This window comes from Parasulfitobacter algicola (genome assembly GCF_013315265.1).
In the GTDB taxonomy this organism is placed as follows: domain Bacteria; phylum Pseudomonadota; class Alphaproteobacteria; order Rhodobacterales; family Rhodobacteraceae; genus Parasulfitobacter; species Parasulfitobacter algicola.
Genome location: NZ_JABUFE010000004.1, coordinates 135,337 through 158,029, shown reverse-complemented (window position 1 = coordinate 158,029; position 22,693 = coordinate 135,337). Strand labels below are relative to the sequence as shown.

The following is a 22,693-nucleotide window of genomic DNA, read 5'->3' as shown; positions in this document are numbered from 1 at the left end:
GGACAGACCCATATGCCGATGGAAAAGACATTCAACGCAACTGAAGCCGAGGCGCGCCTTTACAAAGCCTGGGAAGAGGCCGGGTGTTTCAAAGCCGGGGCCAATGCCAGCCGAGATGAAACCTTCTGCATCATGATCCCGCCGCCGAATGTCACGGGCAGCCTGCACATGGGCCACGCCTTCAACAACACCCTGCAGGATATCCTGGTTCGCTGGCACCGGATGCGCGGCTTTGACACCCTGTGGCAGCCGGGCCAGGACCACGCAGGTATAGCCACGCAAATGGTCGTCGAACGCGAACTGGCCAAAACCAACCGCCGCCGCACGGACATGAGCCGTGAGGAATTCACCGACCTCGTCTGGCAGCAAAAGCAAAAATCCGGCGGCACGATCATTGATCAGCTCAAACGCCTTGGCGCCAGCTGCGACTGGTCGCGCAACGCCTTTACGATGTCCGGCGCCGAAGGCGCCCCCGCGGGCGAAGAGGGCAACTTTCACGACGCCGTCATCAAAGTCTTTGTCGATATGTATAACAAAGGCCTGATCTATCGCGGCAAGCGGCTGGTCAACTGGGACCCCAAGTTCGAAACGGCGATCAGTGATCTTGAGGTCGAAAATATCGAAGTCGACGGCCACATGTGGCACTTCAAGTACCCGCTGGCGGGCGGCGAAACCTATACCTATGTCGAGCGGGACGAGGATGGGAATATCACGCTGGAAGAACAGCGCGATTATATCAGTATCGCCACCACACGGCCTGAAACCATGCTGGGGGATGGGGCTGTTGCGGTGCACCCCGACGACGAACGCTATGCGCCAATTGTCGGAAAACTTTGCGAAATTCCGGTGGGCCCCAAGGAACATCGCCGCCTGATCCCGATCATCACCGATGAATATCCTGATCCCGATTTCGGTTCTGGCGCGGTCAAGATCACCGGGGCGCATGACTTTAACGACTACGCCGTCGCCAAGCGCGGCAACATCCCGATGTATGCGCTGATGGACACCAAAGGTCACATGCGCGCTGACGGCGCCCCCTATGCGGAAGAAGCTGAAAAGGCTCAGAAAATCGCCAATGGCGAACTACACTGGGACGAGGCTATGGTCGCCGCGATGAACCTGGTGCCCGACGAATACCGCGGGCTGGACCGCTTCGATGCCCGCAAACGCGTTGTGGCCGATATCACAGCCGAGGGGTTGGCGGTGATGGTAGAGGTCCCGGATCAAGTCCGGGACAGCACGGATGATGACGCGGGCGCAGTCCCGGCCCCCGAGCCGGGACCTCGGATGGTGCCATACGTCGAAAACAAGAAAATCATGCAGCCCTTTGGCGACCGGTCCAAGGTCGTGATCGAGCCGATGCTGACCGATCAATGGTTTGTCGATACCGCCAAAATCGTAAGGCCCGCGATTGATGCCGTGCGCAATGGCGAAACCGAGATCCTGCCCGAGCAGCATAAGAAGGTTTATTTCAACTGGCTGGAAAATATCGAGCCCTGGACGATCAGCCGCCAGCTTTGGTGGGGGCATCAGATTCCGGTTTGGTACGGGCCAGATTACTCAAAAAATGAGAATGGTAGATATTCGCAGACAGGTTCTAAGTTTTTTTGTGACAAAGATTTTCCTAGCCTTAGATCTGACGCACTGTTTTATTATCAAAATCTTTTTCCACATGCTGAAATTATTGTGGAAGAATTATTGACAGAACCTGAGCCAACTTGGCCCATTACAGATGATGACTATGCCCAGTTTCGTGAGATGATGGAGGGTACCAACCTTGAAAATTTGTACCCAGTTCAACGACTAGAGCAGTCACGTAAGTGGCGATTTAATGTTAAAAATGATAAAGAAACAGAAGAGCAAACAATTACAATTAGTCTTCGTAGAGATCAAGATGTCCTCGACACGTGGTTCTCGTCCGGGCTCTGGCCCATTGGCACTCTGGGGTGGCCCGAAGACACACCTGAGCTGAAAAAATACTTCCCCACCAGCGTGTTGGTGACCGGCTTTGACATCATCTTTTTCTGGGTCGCGCGGATGATGATGATGCAATATGCGGTGGTGGGTCAAAAGCCCTTCGACACCGTCTATGTCCACGCTCTTGTCCGCGATGAGAAGGGCAAGAAGATGTCGAAATCGCTGGGCAATGTGCTCGATCCCCTTGAATTGATTGACGAATATGGCGCCGATGCCGTGCGCTTTACGCTGACGGCGATGGCCGCTATGGGCCGCGATCTGAAGCTGTCGACGCAGCGCATCGCGGGCTATCGCAACTTTGGCACCAAACTGTGGAACGCCTTCCGCTTTGCCGAGATGAACGACGCACTTGGCAAACACGACAGCCTGCCCGACGCGCAGGAAACGCTGAACCGCTGGATCATCGGCGAAACCGCCCGCGTCCGGGAAGAGGTCGACGCGGCGCTGACGGCCTTCCGCTTTAACGATGCCGCCAATACGCTTTACGCCTTTGTTTGGGGCAAGGTCTGCGACTGGTATGTTGAGTTCTCAAAACCCCTACTGTCTGGCGATGACGCGGCCAAGCGCGAGGAAACGCAAAAGGTTATGGGCTGGGTGCTGGACCAGTGCCTGATCCTGCTGCATCCGATTATGCCATTCATCACCGAAGAGCTGTGGGGCAAGCGCGACAAGATGCTAGTTCATGCGGATTGGCCTGCCTATCAAGCCTCTGATATTGTTGATGAAAAAGCCGATCACGAGATGAACTGGGTGATCAGCCTGATCGAGGCGATCCGGTCTGCCCGCGGCGAAATGCACGTGCCTGTGGGTCTGCGTATCCCGATGCTGATGACCGAGCTTGACGCGACCGGTCGGGGGGCTTGGGAGCGCAATGAGGCGCTGATCAAGCGGCTGGCGCGGATTGAAAGCCTGGCGCAAGTGGACACGTTGCCTAAGGGTTGCGTGACCCTAGCGGTTGAGGGCGGCACCTTTGCGCTGCCGCTGGCCGATATCATCGACGTGGGCGAGGAAAAGGCGCGGCTGGAAAAAAGCCTGGGTAAGCTGGAAAAGGAAATCGGCGGGCTGAAAGGCCGGGTAAACAACCCCAAATTCGTGGCCAGCGCGCCCGAGGATGTGGTGGCCGAGGCCCGCGAAAACCTGGCCGCACGTGAGGGCGAGGCGACCAAGGTCAAGGCCGCGCTAGAACGGCTGGCCGAGCTGGGTTAGGCGATATAAGGCTTCTAACTTATACCTGAATAATCGCCAGAAGATTGTCGCGGCTCATATGGCTTTGCAAGCTGATAGGGTTATGTAAAATTGGCTTTTTGCCAAAGCTTGTTGGATATGACGCCAGTAAATTGCAGGGTCGCAATGTTGCAAGTTGACTGTGTAGAATCCCATGGTTTTTATTTAAATATGCACTGACACCACGATCGATAGTGTTAGTGATACTTCAAATTTTCCTGATTTTCGACCTTGTGGGACACACGAAATAACCATGGCTTAATCATTACGACCAATGCTTGTCAGGTGATTCAGTTTATGGAGTGTCAGAAATGAAGTTTGGTCGACCCCTAATATTAACGGTTGCCGTATCGCTTGCAACAACACCGCTATTTGCGAATGAAGGGGTCACATCAGATTCCATTAGCTTCGCACAAGTAGCTGCACTTGAAGGCCCTGCAGGGTCGCTTGGGGCAGGAATGCGACGTGGAATTTTAGCAGCATTTGAAGAAGTGAATAAAGCTGGTGGCGTATATGGCCGCAAACTGGCGCTGGAAAGTATGGATGACGGGTATGAACCTGATCGGTCTATCGTCCAGGTTCGCGATGTTATTGAAAGCGATAAATACATTGGCCTTATTGGTTCGGTTGGAACGCCAACGACAAAGGCCATTCAACCCATTACAACAGATGCGATGATACCCTTGATCGGGCCATTTACCGGTGCGGGATTTCTTCGCGATGCAGGCTTGGAAAATGTTCTGAATGTGCGCGCATCATATGGCGCGGAAACTGAAGAGTGGATTCGCCATCTGGTCGATGAGAACGGCATGAAAAATATCGCCATTCTGTATCAGGATGATGGTTTCGGACGTGTCGGTTTGGCTGGTGTGACAGCCGCATTAGAACGTCGTAATATGACTTTGGTGGCCGAAGGAACATATACACGCAACACCACAGCTGTAAAATCAGCACTTCTGGATATTAAAAGAGCCAAGCCAGATGCTGTTGTAATGGTCGGATCTTATAAGCCGATTGCAGAATTTGTACGGCTGTCCAGAAAACTAAAGTTTGACCCAGAGTTCGTGACAATTTCATTTGTTGGCTCAAATGCGCTTGCCCATGAGCTTGGTCCGGATGGCGAAGGTGTTATTATCTCGCAGGTTGTTCCGTTTCCATGGGATAATTCTTTGCCAGTCGTGGCCCAATATCAGGCTGCATTAAGCGCGATTGATCCTGCTGCAGAACCCGAATTCGTGTCTTTAGAAGGTTATATTGTTGGTCGCCTGGCGATTGAAGCTCTTCGTCAAGCTGGCCCCGAAGTGACCCGTGAAGAACTTATGAAAGCCATGAGCAAACTTGAAAAAATTGATCTTAATGGCGCTGAGTTGATTTTCGGATCGGGGGATAATCAAGGAATGGATAGCGTTTTTCTGACCCGTATCAATGCGGATGGCAAGTTCGACGCTTTTTAAAAATGTCCCGCGTAAGCAAAGGATGATCCGGTTTGGATCATCCAACTCACCCCCCACTCCAATTCAATTGACAGGTTTACAATGATCGATAAAATTTTGGCCGCATTTGGAAGCATGGCAACAAAATTCGGGATTGTTCTTTTGATCCTTGGAGGGGCTGCTGGTACCGGTTTTTACATCAGTTACAGCGTCTTTGAGACGACTGTTTCAAATCTTTCACAGTTGGAGCAAAATAAGCTTCCGCAATTGCGCAGAAACAATGAACTTCGCAACGCAACAGATGATCTGAAGACGGACATGACATCAATGCTGCTTGCGACCCAACAAGGGAAACTTGCAACGATTTATGGCCTAGCAGAGGAAAGACTGGACCAAATCGCTGTTATGGTTCGCGATTTTGATGTGGATGTGTCTTCCGAATTGGAACCTATGGTTGCTTCTGTTGATCAGTCTTTAGGGATACTTTTTACTAGTCGTGCACAGGAATTTGAAAGTATTGCAGAAATCCATGCATCGCTGGATCTGCTTAGCAAGAACGCCGAGGCCATACGTGGGCAAATTATTGAATTGGGGGATACTGCTTACTTTGATCTTGTAATTGGCGGGGAAAAGACTGTTTTAGAAGTTGCGGATACAGTTGAAAAAATCGTTGAAAAAGACATGTACCTGGCTCAATTGGCACTGCATGCGCGTGCTGATGTTAACTTGTTGGGTGGCGTATCACTTGCCCTTTCAGGAACAGATGATCCTGCTTTGATATCGATCCTTCAAGATCTTGCAGATGGTGCTTTGCATAACGTCGATGAAGTTATCCCAGAATTACTGTCAAACGCTGATGTGGAATTGGATCAAGAGGCTATTGAGGCCAAAATTCAAGTGTTTCGCGATTTGCTGGACAGTGATCTATCCACCGCCATCCTGCGCCGAGATGATATTCTTTCCGCACGCCAGGGTATTGATAAGACAATGGCGACATTGGTGGATGACCTTGTGTTTTCTTTGACGATAAACAGCTCTGACGGTATTGAGAAAAACTCTGAAACGATTCAATCGCTTATGGATAATGAAGTCACTGCAATCAGAGCGATGGGTGAATTGGACGCCGCCTTGAATGGCTTTCTGGCGGCAGGTCTGAATGTTGCAGTTGCGGATGACGTCGCCACATTAAATATTGCCCAGCAGAACTTTTTGGAATCTGCAAACAAGCTGCAAACCGCAGCACTATCTGCGCCAGAAGCACTTCGTGAACATGTTACTACCCTTGCTGAAATTGCAGCCCCTGAAATCGGTTTGGGTTCTATACGTGTTGATGTTTTGACCGCACGTGAAAATACAATCACAGCTTCGCAGAAAGCCGCAGAAAAAGTAGCTGAAATTGGTAATATTGTTTCGAAAAATGGTTATACTGCATTAATTGAAATCGAAAAGTCTGCTGATACGATTATTACTCAGGCGACAACGGCAAAATCGCGCATTTTTGTGATTGTTGTTGTTGGGTTTGTTGGTTTCATAATCGCAATTTCTGTCACATATTTCTTGATTTTGGTTCCTATGAACAGGATTTGCCGTACCACAGAAAGGCTGGCTTCTGGGGATCTTGCGCCGGTCACGGGCTTCTCGCAACGGGCAGGGGAAATCAGTCGGCTTGCCACAGCGCTGCAAGTCTTCCGTGATGGGTTGGTCGAAAAAGAACAGCTTCAGGTGGAAGAAGTAAAGCGTAAAGAAACGGCCGAGTATGAACGCAAAATTACTGAGGCTGAAGAAAAGCGCCGTGAAGAAGCGGAGCGTCAGCGCCAACTTGATCAAGAGGAAGCCGATAGAGCACTTCAAGCAAAGGCAGATGCCGAACGCAGAGCGCTGAGGCATATTGCCGATGAAGAACGCAAGCAACGTATGGCAGAGCAAGAGGTTGTGATGCAGGCGCTGGCAGAAGGTTTGGGCAAGCTTTCAAACGGAGATTTGGATGCCGAAATCAAACAGGATTTCCCTGAAAGCTATCTGAAGTTAAAATCTGACTTTAACGCAGCTATTGCAAACCTGTCAGATGTGATCGCGCGCATTAGCAATAGCGGTGAAATCATACACGGCTCAACGGCTGAAATCAGCTCCTCGGCCGTAGATCTATCCCGCCGAACAGAGCATTCTGCGGCAACCCTTGAAGAAACGGCTGCGGCTATGGATTTATTGACTGAATCTGTCAAATCATCGTCCGAAGGCGCCGAAAAAGCATATTCCGTCGTTACAGACGCAAAAGATCGCGCCAACAATGGACGTGAAGTTGTCAGCGCAACGGTAGAGGTCATGTCACAGATCGCCGAGTCTTCTGAAAAGATTAAAACAATAACGAAGGTTATCGATGAAATTGCCTTTCAGACCAATCTTTTGGCTTTGAATGCAGGAGTTGAGGCAGCGCGTGCGGGGGATGCTGGGCGCGGCTTTGCTGTCGTCGCATCAGAAGTCCGCGGACTTGCGCAACGTTCATCGGATGCTGCGAAAGAAATCAGTACACTTATCGCAGAAAGTAGCGATCATGTCGGTCGTGGTGTCGATATGGTAGGTAAAACAGGCGATGCTTTGGAGGCGATAACAACATCTGTTTCGGAAACTACCGAACAAGTGACTGAAATCGCAACCTCGGCGAAAAAGCAGGCAACTCGCATTCAAGAAATTAATACTGCTTTGGCTGATCTGGATCACGTTACTCAACAAAATACAGCCATGTTTGAAGAAACAACAGCTGCAGCTGCTACACTAAGTCAAGAAACCAATTCCTTGGCGCAGGCTTTATCCATATTCAATATTGCAAAACAACATGATGCAGCAAACTTTGGGAATGATACGACTATCATGGATATTTCAGAGGTGAGCGAAGAGGGGCGAACTCAGCTGAGTGCGTAATGTACAATGGCAAAGCTCTGCCGTTTAAAGTTGTAAACCCTGCGTCTGCTAAATCTTAGGATTTAATGATCAGAAGTATTCTGTTGGCGCAGGCCTTTGGCTGAGTGGCAAACAATTTTAGAAATTTCCATTAGCTGTTTGGACAATGGGCTTGTCTTACGCCAAACCATACCAACAGTTCTTGCGGGTTGTGCGTTTTCAAAGCGCGCTATTGAAACGGGTGCTGATCGTGTTTCGACACCCACTGCCATTTCAGGTATTAATGTCACGCCCATTCCTGCGCCAACCATTTGAACAAGCGTTGATAGTGAGCTTCCGTCCAGTTCTTCCTTGGGTGAAGCCGATAGGATGTTACAGAACGAAAGCGCCTGAGTGCGAAAACAATGTCCTTCTTCCAACAAAAGCAGCCGCATGTTCTGTAATTCTTTTTGGGTTGGCACGGGCTTTCCATGATCCTTATTATGGCGGATCAGCACAAGATCTTCGGTAAAGAGAGCAATTTCCGTCAATGATGGTTCGGATAAGGGAAGCGCAACGATTGCAGTATCAAGCAGGCCATCTTCCAATTCCTCAATAAGCCTTGATGTAACTGTTTCGCGTATGCGTATATCCAATTCAGGGTGCGATCTTTTCAGATCCTTGATGAAACCTGGCAACAGATATGGCGCGACAGTTGGTATAACGCCAATGCGCAGACGCCCGATGATCTCATTTTGGGACGCACGTGCCCAATCCGCCAATTCATCAACTGAACGCAATATGTCGCGGACACGAAGAGCAAACTTCTCACCGAAAGCGGTTAGGCGTACCTGCTTTGATCCCCGTTCAAATAGGGATGCCTTCAGAGTCTGCTCTAGTTCTTTAATTTGTACTGACAAGGCCGGTTGGGAAATCGCACATGCATCCGCTGCGCGCCCAAAATGACCATGGCGTGTCAATGCTTCGAAATAACGAAGCTGTTTTAAGGTGAAATTCATCATAAGAAAAAGCTATCGCTATAATCATAAATTGCAACTTAAACTAATTAAGTTTGTCTGATAGTATAATTACAAATAATGTATGGTGATAAAATCACTGAAGCGATGCTTGAACATGGCCATATACAATGCTGATAGGCGATTTGATCTTTTGTCGTGTTGATCATAACAGCTATCCGACATTGCAGCCTTTGATATACGGGTTAGCGAAATACAGCCACAACCGGAGAATGACATGGACGGAAATGATGTAGGAAATGCAAGCAAATGCCCAGTTATGGGGGGCGCTAATTTGCATACGACTTTCGGTGTTAGATCGAACCGGGATTGGTGGCCAAACCAGTTAAATCTAAAAATTCTGCATCAGAACACGCCATTGTCTGATCCTATGGGCGAAGAGTTTGATTATGCTGAAAAATTCAAAAACCTGGATCTTGAGGCGCTTAAGAAAGACATTTACGCGCTGATGACGGACTCGCAGGATTGGTGGCCAGCGGATTATGGTCACTATGGCCCTTTCTTTATTCGAATGGCATGGCACAGCGCGGGTACGTATCGCACAGGCGATGGACGGGGTGGTGCGTCTTCTGGCACGCAGCGATTTGCGCCATTAAACAGCTGGCCGGATAACGGCAATCTTGATAAAGCCCGTCGGTTACTGTGGCCTGTTAAACAGAAATACGGCAACAAGATTTCATGGGCTGATCTGATGATCTTGGCGGGCAATTGCGCGTTAGAGTCAATGGGTTTCAAAACCTTTGGATTTGGAGGCGGTCGCGAAGATATTTGGGAACCTGAAGAAGATATCTATTGGGGGACTGAAGAAGAATGGCTGGGCGACACGCGCTATACCGGAGATCGTGTTTTGGAAAACCCGCTGGCCGCTGTGCAAATGGGTTTAATTTATGTGAATCCCGAAGGACCAAACGGCAAACCTGATCCGCTAGCATCTGCTCATGACATCCGCGAAACTTTTGCGCGCATGGCGATGAATGACGAAGAAACCGTCGCATTGATCGCAGGCGGGCATACATTCGGAAAGTGCCACGGTGCCGGTGATGCAGCTCTTGTCGGTGCTGAACCCGAAGGTGCCGATATTGCAGAACAAGGCCTTGGTTGGACCAGCACTTTTGAAAGTGGTCGTGGTGTCCATACGATTACCAGTGGTTTGGAAGGTGCTTGGACCCCGACCCCAATACGTTGGGACAATGCGTATTTTGACACGCTATTCGGATATGATTGGGAATTGACGAAAAGCCCAGCTGGTGCTTGGCAATGGACACCAAAGGATGATGCTGCCAAAAATACAGTACCGGACGCTCACGATCCTTCCGTGCGCCATGCGCCAATGATGGCCACAACGGACATCGCGTTGAAAATGGATCCGATCTATGCGCCGATCTCAAAGCGATTCCACGAAAACCCAGAACAGCTTTCTGATGCATTCGCACGTGCGTGGTACAAGCTGACCCATCGCGATATGGGTCCGATTGTGCGCTATCTTGGGCCAGAAGTGCCTGCGGAAGAGTTGTTGTGGCAGGATCCAATACCAGAGGTTGATCATGGTCTGATCGATGCACAGGATATCGCTGATCTTAAAGCTAAAATTCTTACCTCTGGATTATCTGTATCCGAATTGGTTGGAACGGCCTGGGCATCGGCTGTGACGTTCCGCGGGTCGGACAAGCGTGGTGGGGCAAATGGCGCCCGTATCCGTTTGGCACCGCAAAAAGATTGGGAGGTTAACCAACCAGAGCAATTGAATAAGGTACTTGACCGTCTTGAAGGTATTCAAGCTTCATTCAATGACGCGCAATCTGGCAGCAAGAAAGTTTCATTGGCTGACCTGATTGTTCTGGGCGGTTGCGCGGCAGTTGAACAAGCTGCCAAAGACGCAAGACATGATGTTGTTGTACCTTTCACACCCGGTCGCATGGATGCGTCGCAAGATCAGACGGATGTTGAAGCGTTTGAAGTTCTGGAACCAGCCGCTGACGGTTTCCGCAATTACCTTAAGGCTGATTATACCGTGCCGACCGAAAAATTGCTGGTTGACCGCGCACATCTTCTGACGCTGACTGCGCCCGAAATGACCGTTCTGGTTGGTGGCCTGCGGGTACTCGGCGCGAACGTTGGTCAATCACAACATGGCGTTTTCACAAAACGGGTCGGAACACTTACGAACGATTTCTTTGTTAACCTGCTGGATATGGGAACCGCGTGGAAAGCAGTCGAAGGATCAAAAGAAGAGTTTGAAGGACGTGACCGTGACACGGGCCAGGTAAAGTGGACCGGAACGCGCGTTGACCTGATTTTTGGATCAAATTCACAACTTCGGGCCTTGGCCGAAGTCTATGCGTCTGATGATGCACAAGAGGCTTTTGTCCACAGTTTCGTAGCAGCCTGGACAAAGGTAATGAACCTGGATCGCTTTGATCTTAACTGATGTTATAATAAATATGTTTGAACGCAGCTAAATTTGGCTGCGTTCTTTTTATCGGGATTACGGTCTTTCCAAAATATAGTCTGGCCGAATTCCCGACGTTTCAATCGGTGTATGCACATCTGATCCATCAAAAAAGCCAAATCCGGCAATAAGGGCCGTTTTTATACCAGCTGTTTGTCCCCCCAGAATGTCCGTATGCAGACTATCACCAACCATGATGGTGCGGGCAGGGTCAAAATCCCCTAATTGAGCGAACGCCAAATCAAAGATGTTTAAAAATGGTTTGCCAAAGAACTCTGGTTCAACACCTGTTGCGTCGGCCAAACGATGTGCGTAGCTGCCTGGTTCTGTGGAAAACCCGTTTTCGCGTGGTGCAACGATGTCAGGATTACCTACAAACACCTCTCGTTTACGGCGGATCAGTGAGGCTTCAAGCAAAGCCTGGCGGTCTTCAGTCCATGCTGCACTGCCCAGCATGATAAAGCCATCAACAGAGTCATAATCGGCAGGGTCTTCGGCAAGATATGTCACGTTAAGATGTTCAATATCCGCACGCCCAAGGCTTAGCGTTGCCATCAGACCCCAATGCATTTGCGGTTCGTTTGAAAGGCTATGCAATACTGTTTTGCGGCTGGTGATCACGTCGTCTGGCACGAAATTATATCCCAGACGGGTATATTTTGCCATCAAATCAGCATGCGGAAACCCGGCGGCGTTCGACACAACCATGATACGTTTGCCCGCGTTTTGAAGGGCAGCGACGCGCTCTGGTACACTTGGTATTGCGGTATCACCGATGTTAAGCACGCCGAATGCGTCTAAAAGAAAAACGTCAAAGTCATCTGCGATTGCATCTAAGTCCGGCAGCCTTCGACAAAGCCCGCCACGCTGTGCGTCAGGCAACCTATGTCGCACAGCTTCGTATGCAGTAAACGCGTCATCCCGGTTCAAATAATCGCGCCCCGAACTTTCGCGGATACCCATTCCGATATGACGACAGCGGCAAGAATAACCAGCAGGATCAAAGCCACTTGTGGCCAGGCCAAGATATTAAGCGAAGCTGACAGTTGAAGACCGATCCCGCCCGCGCCGACAAGGCCCAGTACTGTGGATTCGCGAATATTGATATCCCATCGAAAGACTGCGATGCCAGCAAAGGCTGGCAAGATTTGTGGTACAATTCCATACGCCATGACCTGCCAGCGCGACGCACCTGTGGCTGTTATGGCCTCTACTTGTGTTTCGTCGATCTCTTCGATGGCCTCATACAACAGCTTGGCACAAAATCCGATTGACCGAATTGCAATGGCGATAACGCCCGCAAAAACACCGGGGCCGATGATGGCGATCAGCAGCAATGCCCAGATCAATGAATTGATCGACCGTGTTGATACGATGATCAGCAGCGCAATTGGGCGGATAAACAAGGCAGATGGCGTGGTATTGCGTGCCGCCAGAAATGCCACTGGAACAGCCAGGATCAATGAAATGATCGTTCCCATGGTGGCGATATTCAATGTGTCCCAGATTGGTTCGCCCAATTGGGTAATATATTCCCATCTTGGTGGCGTTGCGCGTGTCCAGATATCGCCTGCAATGCGCGGTGCATCCCAGACGAATGCCCAAGTGGTCGCTTGTGATATTTGTTGCCAGCAATAGGCAAAAATAGCCACTCCGACAAGCCACATTACCCAATGGGCCAAGCTTTCGCGCTGTGTTCTAAGCTGCCATACCTTTTGGCCTTTCCAATCATGAACGGGCATTACTGAACCCTCGCGCGGATGATGCCTGACAAATATTCCAGCGCCATAACGATCACGATAATGATCAGTAATATGGCAGCAGCGGTATCATACTCGTATCGGTCAAATGAGGTATTCAGCGTCGCGCCGATACCCCCCGCTCCGACGAGGCCCAGAATGGCACTTTCACGGAAATTGATATCAATTCGGTACATCGATAGCCCGATAAGACGTGGCATAACCTGGGGCTGAACGCCATAATTGATCCATTGTAACCAGCTTGCGCCCGATGCCTTGATGGCTTCGGCCTGAACGCGGTCCATGCTTTCGATATCTTCGGCCAACAGCTTTGACAAAAAGCCAATTGTTGCAAAACTTAGGGTCAGAAAACCGGCCAATGGCCCAAAACCAAAGATGGCTACTAAAAGAATCGCAACGATGATTTCCTGTAAGGCACGGCTGATCGCAATGATGCTGCGACAAATCAGATAGACAGGTAATGGTGCCACATTTCGGGCAGCGCCAAGGGCAATCGGGATTGAGATGGCAATCCCAATCACAGACGCTGCGACGGTCATGATGATGCTTTCCAACATTCCCTCCCAGATATCACCTGAACGCGTTACAAAGTCGGGGCTGGTAAAGGCCAGAATGAATTGTTTGCCGCGCTCCAGACCTTCGTACACGCGGGACCAGTTTACTTCGATGGTTAGAAAAGCGGCGATCAGATAGGCGGCAAAGCCCAAAAGTAACCCCCACCGCAACCATGCGCGTTGAATAAAGGGTGGCTTTTTCCAAGGTTGACCCAATTTTTGATCAAGTGTGGTCATTCAGCGACCTCAAGATCTTCTTCATCGACGCTTTCGATTGTCGCTTCCCAATCTTCTTCGCCGTAAATCGTGGTTAGAACATCCGGTGTTAATGCGTCGGGCGGGCCATCAAATTCGATTGCGCCAAAACGTAAGCCGATAACGCGCTGCACGAACATCTGTGCCAGGGCCACGTCATGAATGTTGATGATGGCTGCCAATCCGCGTTCTTTGCACAGCTCGCAAATCAAGCGCATGATCTGACGCGATGTTTTGGGATCAAGGGATGCGGTTGGTTCATCGACCAACAAAAGCGCGGGATCCTGGATCAATGCGCGACAAATACCAACCCGTTGGCGCTGTCCGCCGGAGAGTTCATCCGCGCGTTTGTCGGCCATTTCCAAAAGGCCTACTCGATCCAGCAAGCGAAATGCTTCATCAACATCTTTTTGGGGATATTTTCGCAGGAAACTTCGCCAGAATCCGACATAGCCCAATCGGCCTGAAAGCACATTTTCCATGACCGTTAATCTTTCGACCAGCGCGTATTCCTGAAAAATCATTCCCATGCGGCGGCGTTCGCGGCGCAATGCACCAGATGACAGGCCTGTCAGTTCTGTTTCGCCCAGATAGACTTGGCCAGATGATGGTTCAACCAGTCTGTTGATGCACCGTATCAGTGTGGACTTGCCTGCGCCCGATGGTCCGATCAATGCCAGAACCTGGCCTTCGGGGATGTCCAGATCGACAGCTTTCAGCGCCTGATCCCCAGTTTTATATGTCTTCACAAGCTTCTCAAGCCGCAGCATGAAGCCCCCCGCCACATGGTTATTGTTGGATAAGGCAAGCACATGGCCTGCCTTATCAATTACTTTGTTAACTTTTATTGGCAGGAATAGCTGACGTTGTTTGCGGTGTCGATCTTGCGGATCACGTCCCAGAAATCTTTATAATTCATCTCAAGAAATTGGGCTTCGCCGTTCTTTTCAAACTCTTCCTGCAAAGACGTCCCTTCCCAATCAAAGCTAAAGAACGCATTGCGGATTTTGTCCTGCAATTCCGGCTTCAAATTATAAACAACACCATAGCCTGTTGTTGGAAAAGTCTGCGATTTATAGATTGAGACCAGCTGATCTTCGCTGACCACATCGCGTTCCAGCATGCGTGCCAAAACTGAGTTCGCAATAGAAGCTGCCGGATAGTCTTTGTTCGCCACGCCAAGAATAGAGTTGTCGTGCTTACCCGAATAGACCGGTTCAAAATCGCGGTCCGGCAGCATGTCAAAGTCACTTTTCAAAATCGCCGATGGCGCTTTAAAGCCCGAATTTGATGTGGGTGATGTAAAGGCCAGTGATTTCCCTTTGATATCTTCGACCTTTTCGATGCCTGATCCGGGATAGGTCAATATCTCCATTTCATATCCAAAGCTGCCATCTGCAGCAGCCATAATGGTGAATGGCTTGAAGCCTGCGCAGTTCACAGCTAACGGGTTTGATCCGGTGTTAAATCCTGCGATGTGCAGACGGCCTGATCGCATCGCTTCGATCTGCGCTGCATTATTTTGTACAGGAAAAAAGACAACAGACTTGCCGGTTTCCGCTTCGAGATGTGTCAGGAAATCAGACCACGCTTCTTTGTAAACCGCGGGGTCTTCGACCGGGGTGTAAGCAAAGATCAAAGTGGATGGATCAAGTTGCTGGGCCGGGTCTGTCGGTGTATCCGCCAGAAGATCGCCATCCGTATCGCAAAACCGGGTGTCCAGATCGCCGCGTTCGCAATCCTGGGCCGCCACAGGAATGGCAAGTGTTGCGCCAATGGCAAAAGCGGCGCCGGACAGAAGTGTCGTCATTATTTTCATTTGGTATCCTCCCTACGATGTGAAGCTATTAGGGAAAATACAAAATCACAAAGAAATTGTTCAGTGTTTTGCAAAACGATTAGGCGCGCCCTGCATTTCGACCTAAAACAACAGCGCTTAGCAAGCCGTTTCCAGAAAGATATCCTGTATCTGCGTCCCCCGACACACCACATGCAGCACCGCCACCGGCAAAAAAATTTGGAAAGAAACGCCCACTTTTGTGCTGAACGCGTCCCGAGATGTCAGTCATAAGACCGCCTTGAGTGTGAAATAGTGCGCCGGTCACGCGAACACCGTAATAGGGTGGGGACAGGGGTGTTTGGCCAAAATGGCGGCCAAATTCATCGCGCTGCCCAAGCGGAATGCCATAAATGGATTTTTGCAAAGTGGTCGCAGGCAGACCCAGAAGACTTGCAAGTTTGACCAGCGTATCCGCAGTGTGAATGGCACCGACAGCTTCGGCTTGTTTAAAATCTTCGAATTGCCTTGCAATATCGGCGATCCGTGCATCAAAGATTGCAAATGCCTGACCGCCGGGTTGTGACAGAACGGCTTGCGCGGCCTCGGAATATCCCTGCGCCTCGCTCCAGAAGCGTTCACCCTTGTCATTCACTTGAACACCGCCTTCTGTGATAACGGCCCATGTGATCAAAATTCCGTGCGGATGTGCGACATTTCCGTGTCCCTGATAGGCCCCTAGATGATGTAGCTTTGCGCCTAATTTTTCACCCCACAAAACCGCCTCGCCACGATTACCATCATGGCCGAACCAAAGACCGTCTTTGATCGCAGGCATATATTTGGCAACCATATCGCGATTACCCCCAAAGCCGTTGCAGGCCAGGATCAGTTTGTCGCAGGCAATGGTTTCTGTCGTTCCGTCCGGTACAGATACCGCGATGCCCTTTATCATAAGACCGTCGTGATACAGTTCGGTGGCCCGGCGTTCGCATATAATATCGATGTCTTCGTCTTCGCATGTTGCACGCAATGCGTTGATCAGTTCAGCGCCTGAACGTGTCGGCAGCCCATGCATACGGCGACGGCTGTGTCCGGGATAATCGAAATCCGCCACCAACGAAAATGGCAATCCATAACGATTGACCAGCCAGTCGATTGTCGGTCCTGCCTGTGTTGCCATTTCTGCAACTAAATCTGCTGGGTTTTCATTTTTCGCCTTGGATTGGATGTCGCTTGCGAAAAGATCGGGCGTATCTTCTATCCCGGCGGCGCGCTGAATTTCCGTTCCTGCGGCAGGGATCAGGCCTGCCGACAGCGCGGTTGACCCGGCGGGAATTGCGTCGGCTTCGATGATCAGTACGTTTTGCCCAACCTCTTTAGCGGCTAGCGCGGCAACCATACCGCAAGCTCCGGCCCCGATGATCAGTGTGCCGGTCTGTAGGTCAAACCCACCTGACGGCGGTGCGGCCACATCAATCATCTGAACCGTCATAGCGTTTGCCAAGTTCCAGCATTTCGGACGTTCCAATGACTTGATTCAATCCGCTGAAATCGAACATGCGATCTGCAAAAGGCGTGTTGGACCCATTCATGTGCAAGCTGGCATAATAATCCTGTGCCGAACGCGCCAAAGCTCTGACAATACCACCGGGGAAAATGACAATGGAAAATCCCTGAGCTTCTAGATCATCTGCATTTGTCACGGGCGTTGCCCCGCCTTCGACCATATTCGCCAAAAGCGGCAGGCGTCCGGCGAAATGTTCAGCAATAGCGCGCAGCTGATCACGCGATTGCGGCGCTTCGATAAACAGCACATCCGCACCGGCCGCCACATACGTTTCGGCCCTGTCGATTGCTGCCTGAAATCCCTCGACCGCGATGGCATCTGTGCGTGCGATGATCAGCGTACCGTATGATCTGCGCGCATCGGCCATGGCTGATATCTTGCCTGCCATTTCCTGTGGGCTGATCAGGGATTTATCGGCCAGGTGGCCGCATCGTTTGGGATGCGACTGATCTTCCACCTGCAATGCTGCAGCCCCCGCACGTTCGTATTGCCGCATGGTACGTTGTGCGTTCAGCGCGTTTCCGAAACCGGTGTCTGCATCAATAATGACGGGCAAATCAGTGCGATCGGCGATCAATGCCATTGTATCTGCCATCTCGGTCACAGATGTCAGTCCGATATCAGGTCGCCCAAGCCGGGTGTATGCCACCGCGGCGCCGCTTAAATATAGCGCCTCAAAACCTGCGTCACTGGCCAGCGATGCCGTCAATGCATCATAAACACCGGGGGCCATAAGAATTTTGTCTTGGGCAAGCCGTACTCTAAGGCTCATGACCCGTTCTCGATCCATGTTAACGCATTGGCGCAAGTCATTTGATGTGTCACAGACGAAAGCGATAACAGCGTGGCATCATGCACATCGCCCCGAAATGCGGCGCAGCCATCGGTCAGTATCGCGGTTTCAATATTGCGCAGATGTGCGTCGCGAATGGTGCTGGCCACACCGCCGTTGGTGACAATGCCGCCCACGATAATCTGATCAATATCCAACGCGCGCATGATGTATTCCAATCTGGTCTGATAAAACGCGGAATAGGCAACCTTTTCAACGGTATAATCAGCAGGTGCCAGCACGTCGACAAGACTGTGACCAAAGCCGCCGGGGGCAAAATCGCCTTTACCTAAAAACGGTCTAAGCGTTTTAAGGTGTGGCGCAATCAGCGGTTCATTATCGGGGCCGGGCACAAGGGTGAACTGGGCCGATATATAAGTCCCGCCTTTTTCGCGCAAAGCCGTGATCAACGGTGCGATCCGTTCCGGCAATGCCGCGATGCTGTCAGCGCGCTGGTTTGCGCGCCCATACGCACCATTGGGATGAAGAAAATCGTTTTGCAGATCTATCGTCAGCAAAGCTGTACGCGCCAAATCCCAGGTTTTTGGATCACTCATGATGTGCCCCTATTGCTTCGATAATTGTGTTCCCAAATGGATCGACCCGACCTTGAAGCCCGGGTTCGATCAAAACGGTTGTGTCTGGTTGTTCCAGAATGGCGGGACCGTGTATGCGGCTACCGACAGGCAACTCTAAGCGATCATAGATTACCGTATCATGCCAAGTATCGCCAAAATGCACTTTGCGCGTTGCCTTTGGGGTTGGCGCTTGGGTTGATGTGGGCGCCATTGTCTTTAGATCGAATTTAGGGCGTTTGCCGATAACGGCACTTCGCAGGTTTAAAATGCGACGCGTTCCTTTTGCCAGTAAACGGCCATAGGTGGATTGATAAGCAATGTCGAACGCCCCTGCGATCTGCGTTTTGGTGGGGCAAACAACGCGACCGTCATCTATCTGCACCTCAATCGCAACCGACACCGTATGTGTCTGACCGATATATGCCATGTCCAGCTCAAACATGTTTTCGCGTGCGTCAAAGCGGGTTTGTGCAGCATCTAACATCTGCATACCCTGATCCACGTGAGACTGCATGAAACGACCCAAGGCGCTTTCGTCCAATGTATCCACAAGGCTATTGATGGTTTGTACAAAGTCCTGCCGCATATCGGCAATTACACAGCCCATCGCACTTGTAACACCGGGGTATCTTGGCACAATGGCGCGGGCGATACCAACATCAGCCAGCATTGCGCCTGCATGCAATGCGCCACCCCCGCCAAAGGGCATAAAGGCAAAATGCTTCGGGTCAAATCCACGTTCAATGCTGACCAATCGTATGGCCCCGGCCATGCGGGAATTTGCGATACGCAAAATCGCTTCGGCGGCCTGCATTGTGTCCAAGTTCAGCGGCTGCCCCACATGAATATCAATTGCGCGTTCTGCCGCGTTGATATCCAGACGGTCCAGTTTGCCACCGATTGGGTTGTCCGGGGCAATCCGACCCAGAACGACATTTGCATCCGTCACAGTTGGTCTGTCATTGCCTTGGCCATAGGCAACAGGACCGGGATCTGATCCAGCACTTTCGGGGCCAATATTCAGCAAGCCACCCTTGTCCACACACGCGATTGAACCGCCGCCCGCACCTATGGTGGTAATTTCGATCATAGGCGTGCGCACAACCATTCCGAAATCAATTGATGTTTGTGGCGACAACATCGACTGCCCCCCGGCAATTAGCGAAACATCAAAGCTGGTTCCGCCCATGTCACCTGTAATCACATTATCAAAGCCCGCGTTCTGCGCAATATAGCCTGCGGCGATCACGCCAGCAGCCGGACCAGACAAAGCGGTACGAACGGGCAGGCGGCAAGCGGTATCAACGCCCATTACACCGCCGTTGGACTGAACGATCATGAATTCACCGCCAAAGCCGCCTTGGGTCAGGGCGGTTTCCAAGCGCTCCAGATAACCCGACACTTCAGGCTGAAGATAGGCATTCAGGGCCGTTGTAGAAAACCGTTCGAATTCGCGGATTTCCGGAAGAATTTCACAGGATGCGGACACATGTGCGTTTGGCCAAATTGCCCGAACAGCCTTGACGGCCGCCGCTTCGTTTTCTGGATTGGCATAGGAATTTGCAAACAGGATCGCGATGGCCTGACATCCGGCATCCATCAGTTGTTGCGCTGCAGTCCGTACTGCATCCAGATCGACAGGTGTGCGAATTGTGCCGTCTGCCAAAGTGCGCTCGGGCACCTCAAGACGATGTTCACGGTCGACGACTGGTTCAAAATCACCACGCAGCCCCCATGTTCTGGGGCGATCACGCCTACGCATCTCCAGCACATCGCGCAGTCCTTGAGTGGTGATAATACCGATTTTGGCGCCTTTGCGTTCCAGCAAGGCGTTGGTGCCGGCCGTAGTACCATGCACAACCACGGCGATGTGACGCAGATCTTTGATATCTTGTCTGATACCGTCCAGAAAGCCACCGGACTGATCGGGCCGGGTTGTTGGAACTTTGGCAACGGTTGCGGTTCCGTCTGTTTCGTTCAGGACAAACACGTCCGTAAAAGTGCCGCCGACATCGACACCGACCATACGCGATGTGCTCATAACGGCACCTCGCGCCATATAGGGCCATAGCTTTTATCGGCTTGTTCGGCACTGACCAGACCGCGCCTGACATCCCGGGTAATGCGGTCAGGATCACGATCATCTGCTGCGCCATAACCGCCACCACCGGGGGTTTCTAGCCGCACCGCTTGTCCTTGGGCCAATGTGATACCCCGCATTTTTGAAGCAAGTGGCGGGTGGGCCCAGCCCCCATTTTGTTCATAAGAAAAGACATTCATTGCGGCGTCACCCCCCATAGCAATGCCCTTGGGGGCGAACCTGCCACGTTCGCCGAACAAGAAAGCCTCAGCACCATTTTCTTCAAGCACTTCAATCTCATAGGTGGCGCCAAATCCGCCACGATGTGTTCCTGCGCCCGCACTGTCGGGCCGCAATGCCCATTGCCGGAACATCACCGGGTATGCGGCCTCAAGAATTTCCATAGGTGGGATCGTGGCGGTTGAAATCGGCGCATTCCCGTGGTTCAAGCCGTCCCCGTCGATTGAACCGCCATGCCCGCCCCCATAAAAGCTGAACATAACCCATGGCTGACCGTTGCTGCGTTTTCCTGCAATCGAAAGCGCGTTGATCGTGCCATAAGCGTGCGCCACCACGCGGTCTGGCGCGGCCTGAGCTGCGGCAGAAAAGATCACATCAATCATTCGCAAGATCGTTTCGGTATAACCGCCAGTGGGGGCTGGGAATTCAGCTGATAGGATTGATCCTTCTGGAACCAGCACTTGAATTGGGCGCATAACACCAGCGTTTGCGGGAAGTGTGGGAAAGATATGCTTAACCGCGACATACGCCGCAGCCACTGTTGTTGGCAAAGCGATATTCACAGGTCCTGCGCATTGCGGCGCGCTTCCTGCGAAATCAAGTGTCATCTGATCGCCTGAAATTTCCAGTGCTACGCGAATGGCAAGGGGCGTGTCCGTGATGCCGTCGTTATCCAGATAATCAGTCGCTTCCCATCGGCCATCAGGCAGCGTTTCAAGTTCCGATCGCATCAGTGTTTCAGCCCTGTGTCCCAACGCATCTAGTGCGTTCTGGACCGTATCGGCACCGTATTCATCCAGCAATTCATCCATCCGCCTGATACCCAGATCAAGCGCGCCAAGTTGACCGTTCAAATCACCCATCGCAGATTGTGGCAAACGCGTATTGCGCATCAGTATATCAATAATATCCTGATTGATGGTGCCTGCGCGCGCCAGTTTGACCGGCGGTAATACAAACGCCTCTTGGAAAACATCGGTCGCTGCTGGATTATAATTTCCGGGAACTGCGCCGCCGACGTCATGCCAATGACCGACCGAGGCAAGATAGCAAAACAATATCCCATCGCGAAAATAGGGGCGCACAAGCCGCATGTCGGACAGATGGGTGCCGCCGATATGCGCATCGTTAAAGATATAGATATCCCCGTCAGCCAGATCTCCATCAGCATCTGCCTTTTCGATCACTGCTTGCACGGCAAAGGACATAACACCCACAAAGATTGGCAGCCCTGATTTGCCCTGAACCAACGTGTCACCGTTAATGGCGTGATAAAGGCCATGACTGGCATCATGCGCTTCGGCGATGATTGGGTTAAATGCCGCACGAAACAATGTGGCATCCATTTCATCTGCAATCTGCTCCATCCGGCCAGCCAGAACAGCCAGTGTGATCGGGTCAATATCACTCATGCGAGGACCTTTTTTCTGCGATGTCATTCCAAACGTCCTGTTTTGTGATCTTGCCTGCGACAACTTCGAAACGGTCAATAAAGCGTATGTTTTCAAAACGTTTCCCATCAGGCCATGCGCCGGATAGGGTGCCACGGCAATAGACGATTGCCGCGTCGCCTGACCCTTGCAGCACATCAAAGCCTTCATAGGCTTTAGTGACGAATTGATAACGTTGTGCTGCCCAGTCGATCAGATCTTTCAAAGAGGTCATTGGCAGGGTGCCCGGGAATGTCATCATGAATCCTTCTGCCAGCATCGATTGAGCTGCATCCAGATCGCGTGTTTCCATCAAGCTCAGATAATCACGCACAATTTTTGCTGGATCGAGTACAGCGGGCGCAGGGGATCGCGTGGTACGACCGCGGTAATAATTTGTCGGATCTAATTCGTGCATCATAACGGTTATGGCGTCAGGCTCTGCGGGCACAACAAGTCGCACAGCATCTGTCAGTACCTCGCCCAGACGTTTTTTTTCGTCGGCGCTATACCCTTTGATCAAATGAATTTCGACAATTGGCACGTATTTTCCCCAAGAGATTTGTATTTTATATAATACAGATATTTATCTCTTGATAGATCATAAATTTGAAACTCAA

General features: G+C 51.1%; 16 protein-coding genes. 4 read left to right on the top strand and 12 right to left on the bottom strand.

All coding sequences use genetic code 11. From position 1 onward, the window contains the following. Positions 1-12 precede the first annotated feature (12 nt). From HRQ87_RS09075 to HRQ87_RS09065, 3 genes are all read left to right on the top strand, one after another. Positions 13-3,183 carry a valine--tRNA ligase gene (locus tag HRQ87_RS09075; protein ID WP_174137766.1) on the top strand — a complete coding sequence of 1,057 codons (3,171 nt, stop codon included), beginning with the start codon at positions 13-15 and terminating at the stop codon, positions 3,181-3,183. A 329-nt stretch (positions 3,184-3,512) separates the two neighbouring features. Further along, positions 3,513-4,655 carry an ABC transporter substrate-binding protein gene (locus tag HRQ87_RS09070; protein ID WP_174137509.1) on the top strand — a complete coding sequence of 381 codons (1,143 nt, stop codon included), beginning with the start codon at positions 3,513-3,515 and terminating at the stop codon, positions 4,653-4,655. 81 nt (positions 4,656-4,736) lie between these two features. After that, positions 4,737-7,553: a methyl-accepting chemotaxis protein gene (locus HRQ87_RS09065; protein ID WP_174137507.1), complete on the top strand. Its 2,817-nt coding sequence runs from the start codon at positions 4,737-4,739 to the stop codon at positions 7,551-7,553. A 62-nt stretch (positions 7,554-7,615) separates the two neighbouring features. Here the strand turns inward: HRQ87_RS09065 and HRQ87_RS09060 are convergent, their stop codons facing one another. Then, positions 7,616-8,533 (bottom strand): hydrogen peroxide-inducible genes activator, encoded by a 918-nt coding sequence (locus tag HRQ87_RS09060; RefSeq protein ID WP_174137504.1) that lies wholly within the window; start codon positions 8,531-8,533, stop codon positions 7,616-7,618. A 232-nt stretch (positions 8,534-8,765) separates the two neighbouring features. Between HRQ87_RS09060 and katG the strand changes: the two genes are divergently transcribed. Next, positions 8,766-10,976: a catalase/peroxidase HPI gene (gene katG, locus HRQ87_RS09055; protein WP_174137503.1), complete on the top strand. Its 2,211-nt coding sequence runs from the start codon at positions 8,766-8,768 to the stop codon at positions 10,974-10,976. Between the two features lie 57 nt (positions 10,977-11,033). Here katG and HRQ87_RS09050 read toward each other — a convergent pair whose 3' ends face one another. From HRQ87_RS09050 to HRQ87_RS09000, 11 genes are all read right to left on the bottom strand, one after another. Continuing rightward, positions 11,034-11,960, bottom strand: coding sequence for an HAD-IIA family hydrolase (locus HRQ87_RS09050; RefSeq protein ID WP_174137501.1), 927 nt, complete (start codon positions 11,958-11,960; stop codon positions 11,034-11,036). Further along, on the bottom strand, positions 11,924-12,739 hold the full coding sequence (gene phnE / locus HRQ87_RS09045) for a phosphonate ABC transporter, permease protein PhnE (RefSeq protein ID WP_174137499.1): 816 nt from the start codon (positions 12,737-12,739) through the stop codon (positions 11,924-11,926). Before phnE (HRQ87_RS09045) ends, HRQ87_RS09050 begins: the two co-directional genes overlap by 37 nt. Beyond that, on the bottom strand, positions 12,739-13,548 hold the full coding sequence (phnE, locus tag HRQ87_RS09040; protein ID WP_174137498.1) for a phosphonate ABC transporter, permease protein PhnE: 810 nt from the start codon (positions 13,546-13,548) through the stop codon (positions 12,739-12,741). Before phnE (HRQ87_RS09040) ends, phnE (HRQ87_RS09045) begins: the two co-directional genes overlap by 1 nt. After that, positions 13,545-14,336 carry a phosphonate ABC transporter ATP-binding protein gene (gene phnC, locus HRQ87_RS09035; RefSeq protein WP_174137496.1) on the bottom strand — a complete coding sequence of 264 codons (792 nt, stop codon included), beginning with the start codon at positions 14,334-14,336 and terminating at the stop codon, positions 13,545-13,547. The genes phnE (HRQ87_RS09040) and phnC overlap by 4 nt, the downstream gene beginning before the upstream one ends. Before the next feature lie 74 nt (positions 14,337-14,410). Continuing rightward, positions 14,411-15,385, bottom strand: a complete 975-nt coding sequence (gene phnD, locus HRQ87_RS09030; RefSeq protein WP_174137494.1) for a phosphate/phosphite/phosphonate ABC transporter substrate-binding protein — start codon at positions 15,383-15,385, stop codon at positions 14,411-14,413. A gap of 79 nt (positions 15,386-15,464) precedes the next feature. After that, positions 15,465-16,838, bottom strand: coding sequence for an FAD-dependent oxidoreductase (locus HRQ87_RS09025; protein ID WP_174137492.1), 1,374 nt, complete (start codon positions 16,836-16,838; stop codon positions 15,465-15,467). Continuing rightward, positions 16,819-17,685, bottom strand: a complete 867-nt coding sequence (locus tag HRQ87_RS09020; protein WP_174137490.1) for an isocitrate lyase/PEP mutase family protein — start codon at positions 17,683-17,685, stop codon at positions 16,819-16,821. The genes HRQ87_RS09025 and HRQ87_RS09020 overlap by 20 nt, the downstream gene beginning before the upstream one ends. Then, a complete protein-coding gene (locus HRQ87_RS09015; RefSeq protein WP_174137488.1) occupies positions 17,682-18,302 on the bottom strand; it encodes a cysteine hydrolase family protein in 621 nt (206 codons plus the stop codon). The genes HRQ87_RS09020 and HRQ87_RS09015 overlap by 4 nt, the downstream gene beginning before the upstream one ends. Next, positions 18,295-20,364, bottom strand: coding sequence for a hydantoinase/oxoprolinase family protein (locus tag HRQ87_RS09010; RefSeq protein ID WP_217430423.1), 2,070 nt, complete (start codon positions 20,362-20,364; stop codon positions 18,295-18,297). The genes HRQ87_RS09015 and HRQ87_RS09010 overlap by 8 nt, the downstream gene beginning before the upstream one ends. Next, the gene (locus HRQ87_RS09005) at positions 20,361-22,055 is read right to left on the bottom strand and encodes a hydantoinase B/oxoprolinase family protein (RefSeq protein WP_174137764.1); all 1,695 of its coding nucleotides are present in this window, start codon (positions 22,053-22,055) and stop codon (positions 20,361-20,363) included. Before HRQ87_RS09005 ends, HRQ87_RS09010 begins: the two co-directional genes overlap by 4 nt. Next, positions 22,048-22,617: a tautomerase family protein gene (locus HRQ87_RS09000; protein WP_174137483.1), complete on the bottom strand. Its 570-nt coding sequence runs from the start codon at positions 22,615-22,617 to the stop codon at positions 22,048-22,050. The genes HRQ87_RS09005 and HRQ87_RS09000 overlap by 8 nt, the downstream gene beginning before the upstream one ends. Positions 22,618-22,693 lie beyond the last annotated feature (76 nt).

Coding starts and splice junctions, on each gene's coding strand:
- HRQ87_RS09075 (WP_174137766.1), top strand. CDS start 13: ATGCCGATGGAAAAGACATTCAACGCAACTGAAGCCGAGGCGCGCCTT.
- HRQ87_RS09070 (WP_174137509.1), top strand. CDS start 3,513: ATGAAGTTTGGTCGACCCCTAATATTAACGGTTGCCGTATCGCTTGCA.
- HRQ87_RS09065 (WP_174137507.1), top strand. CDS start 4,737: ATGATCGATAAAATTTTGGCCGCATTTGGAAGCATGGCAACAAAATTC.
- HRQ87_RS09060 (WP_174137504.1), bottom strand. CDS start 8,533: ATGATGAATTTCACCTTAAAACAGCTTCGTTATTTCGAAGCATTGACA.
- katG (WP_174137503.1), top strand. CDS start 8,766: ATGGACGGAAATGATGTAGGAAATGCAAGCAAATGCCCAGTTATGGGG.
- HRQ87_RS09050 (WP_174137501.1), bottom strand. CDS start 11,960: ATGGGTATCCGCGAAAGTTCGGGGCGCGATTATTTGAACCGGGATGAC.
- phnE (WP_174137499.1), bottom strand. CDS start 12,739: ATGCCCGTTCATGATTGGAAAGGCCAAAAGGTATGGCAGCTTAGAACA.
- phnE (WP_174137498.1), bottom strand. CDS start 13,548: ATGACCACACTTGATCAAAAATTGGGTCAACCTTGGAAAAAGCCACCC.
- phnC (WP_174137496.1), bottom strand. CDS start 14,336: ATGCTGCGGCTTGAGAAGCTTGTGAAGACATATAAAACTGGGGATCAG.
- phnD (WP_174137494.1), bottom strand. CDS start 15,385: ATGAAAATAATGACGACACTTCTGTCCGGCGCCGCTTTTGCCATTGGC.
- HRQ87_RS09025 (WP_174137492.1), bottom strand. CDS start 16,838: ATGACGGTTCAGATGATTGATGTGGCCGCACCGCCGTCAGGTGGGTTT.
- HRQ87_RS09020 (WP_174137490.1), bottom strand. CDS start 17,685: ATGAGCCTTAGAGTACGGCTTGCCCAAGACAAAATTCTTATGGCCCCC.
- HRQ87_RS09015 (WP_174137488.1), bottom strand. CDS start 18,302: ATGAGTGATCCAAAAACCTGGGATTTGGCGCGTACAGCTTTGCTGACG.
- HRQ87_RS09010 (WP_217430423.1), bottom strand. CDS start 20,364: ATGAGCACATCGCGTATGGTCGGTGTCGATGTCGGCGGCACTTTTACG.
- HRQ87_RS09005 (WP_174137764.1), bottom strand. CDS start 22,055: ATGAGTGATATTGACCCGATCACACTGGCTGTTCTGGCTGGCCGGATG.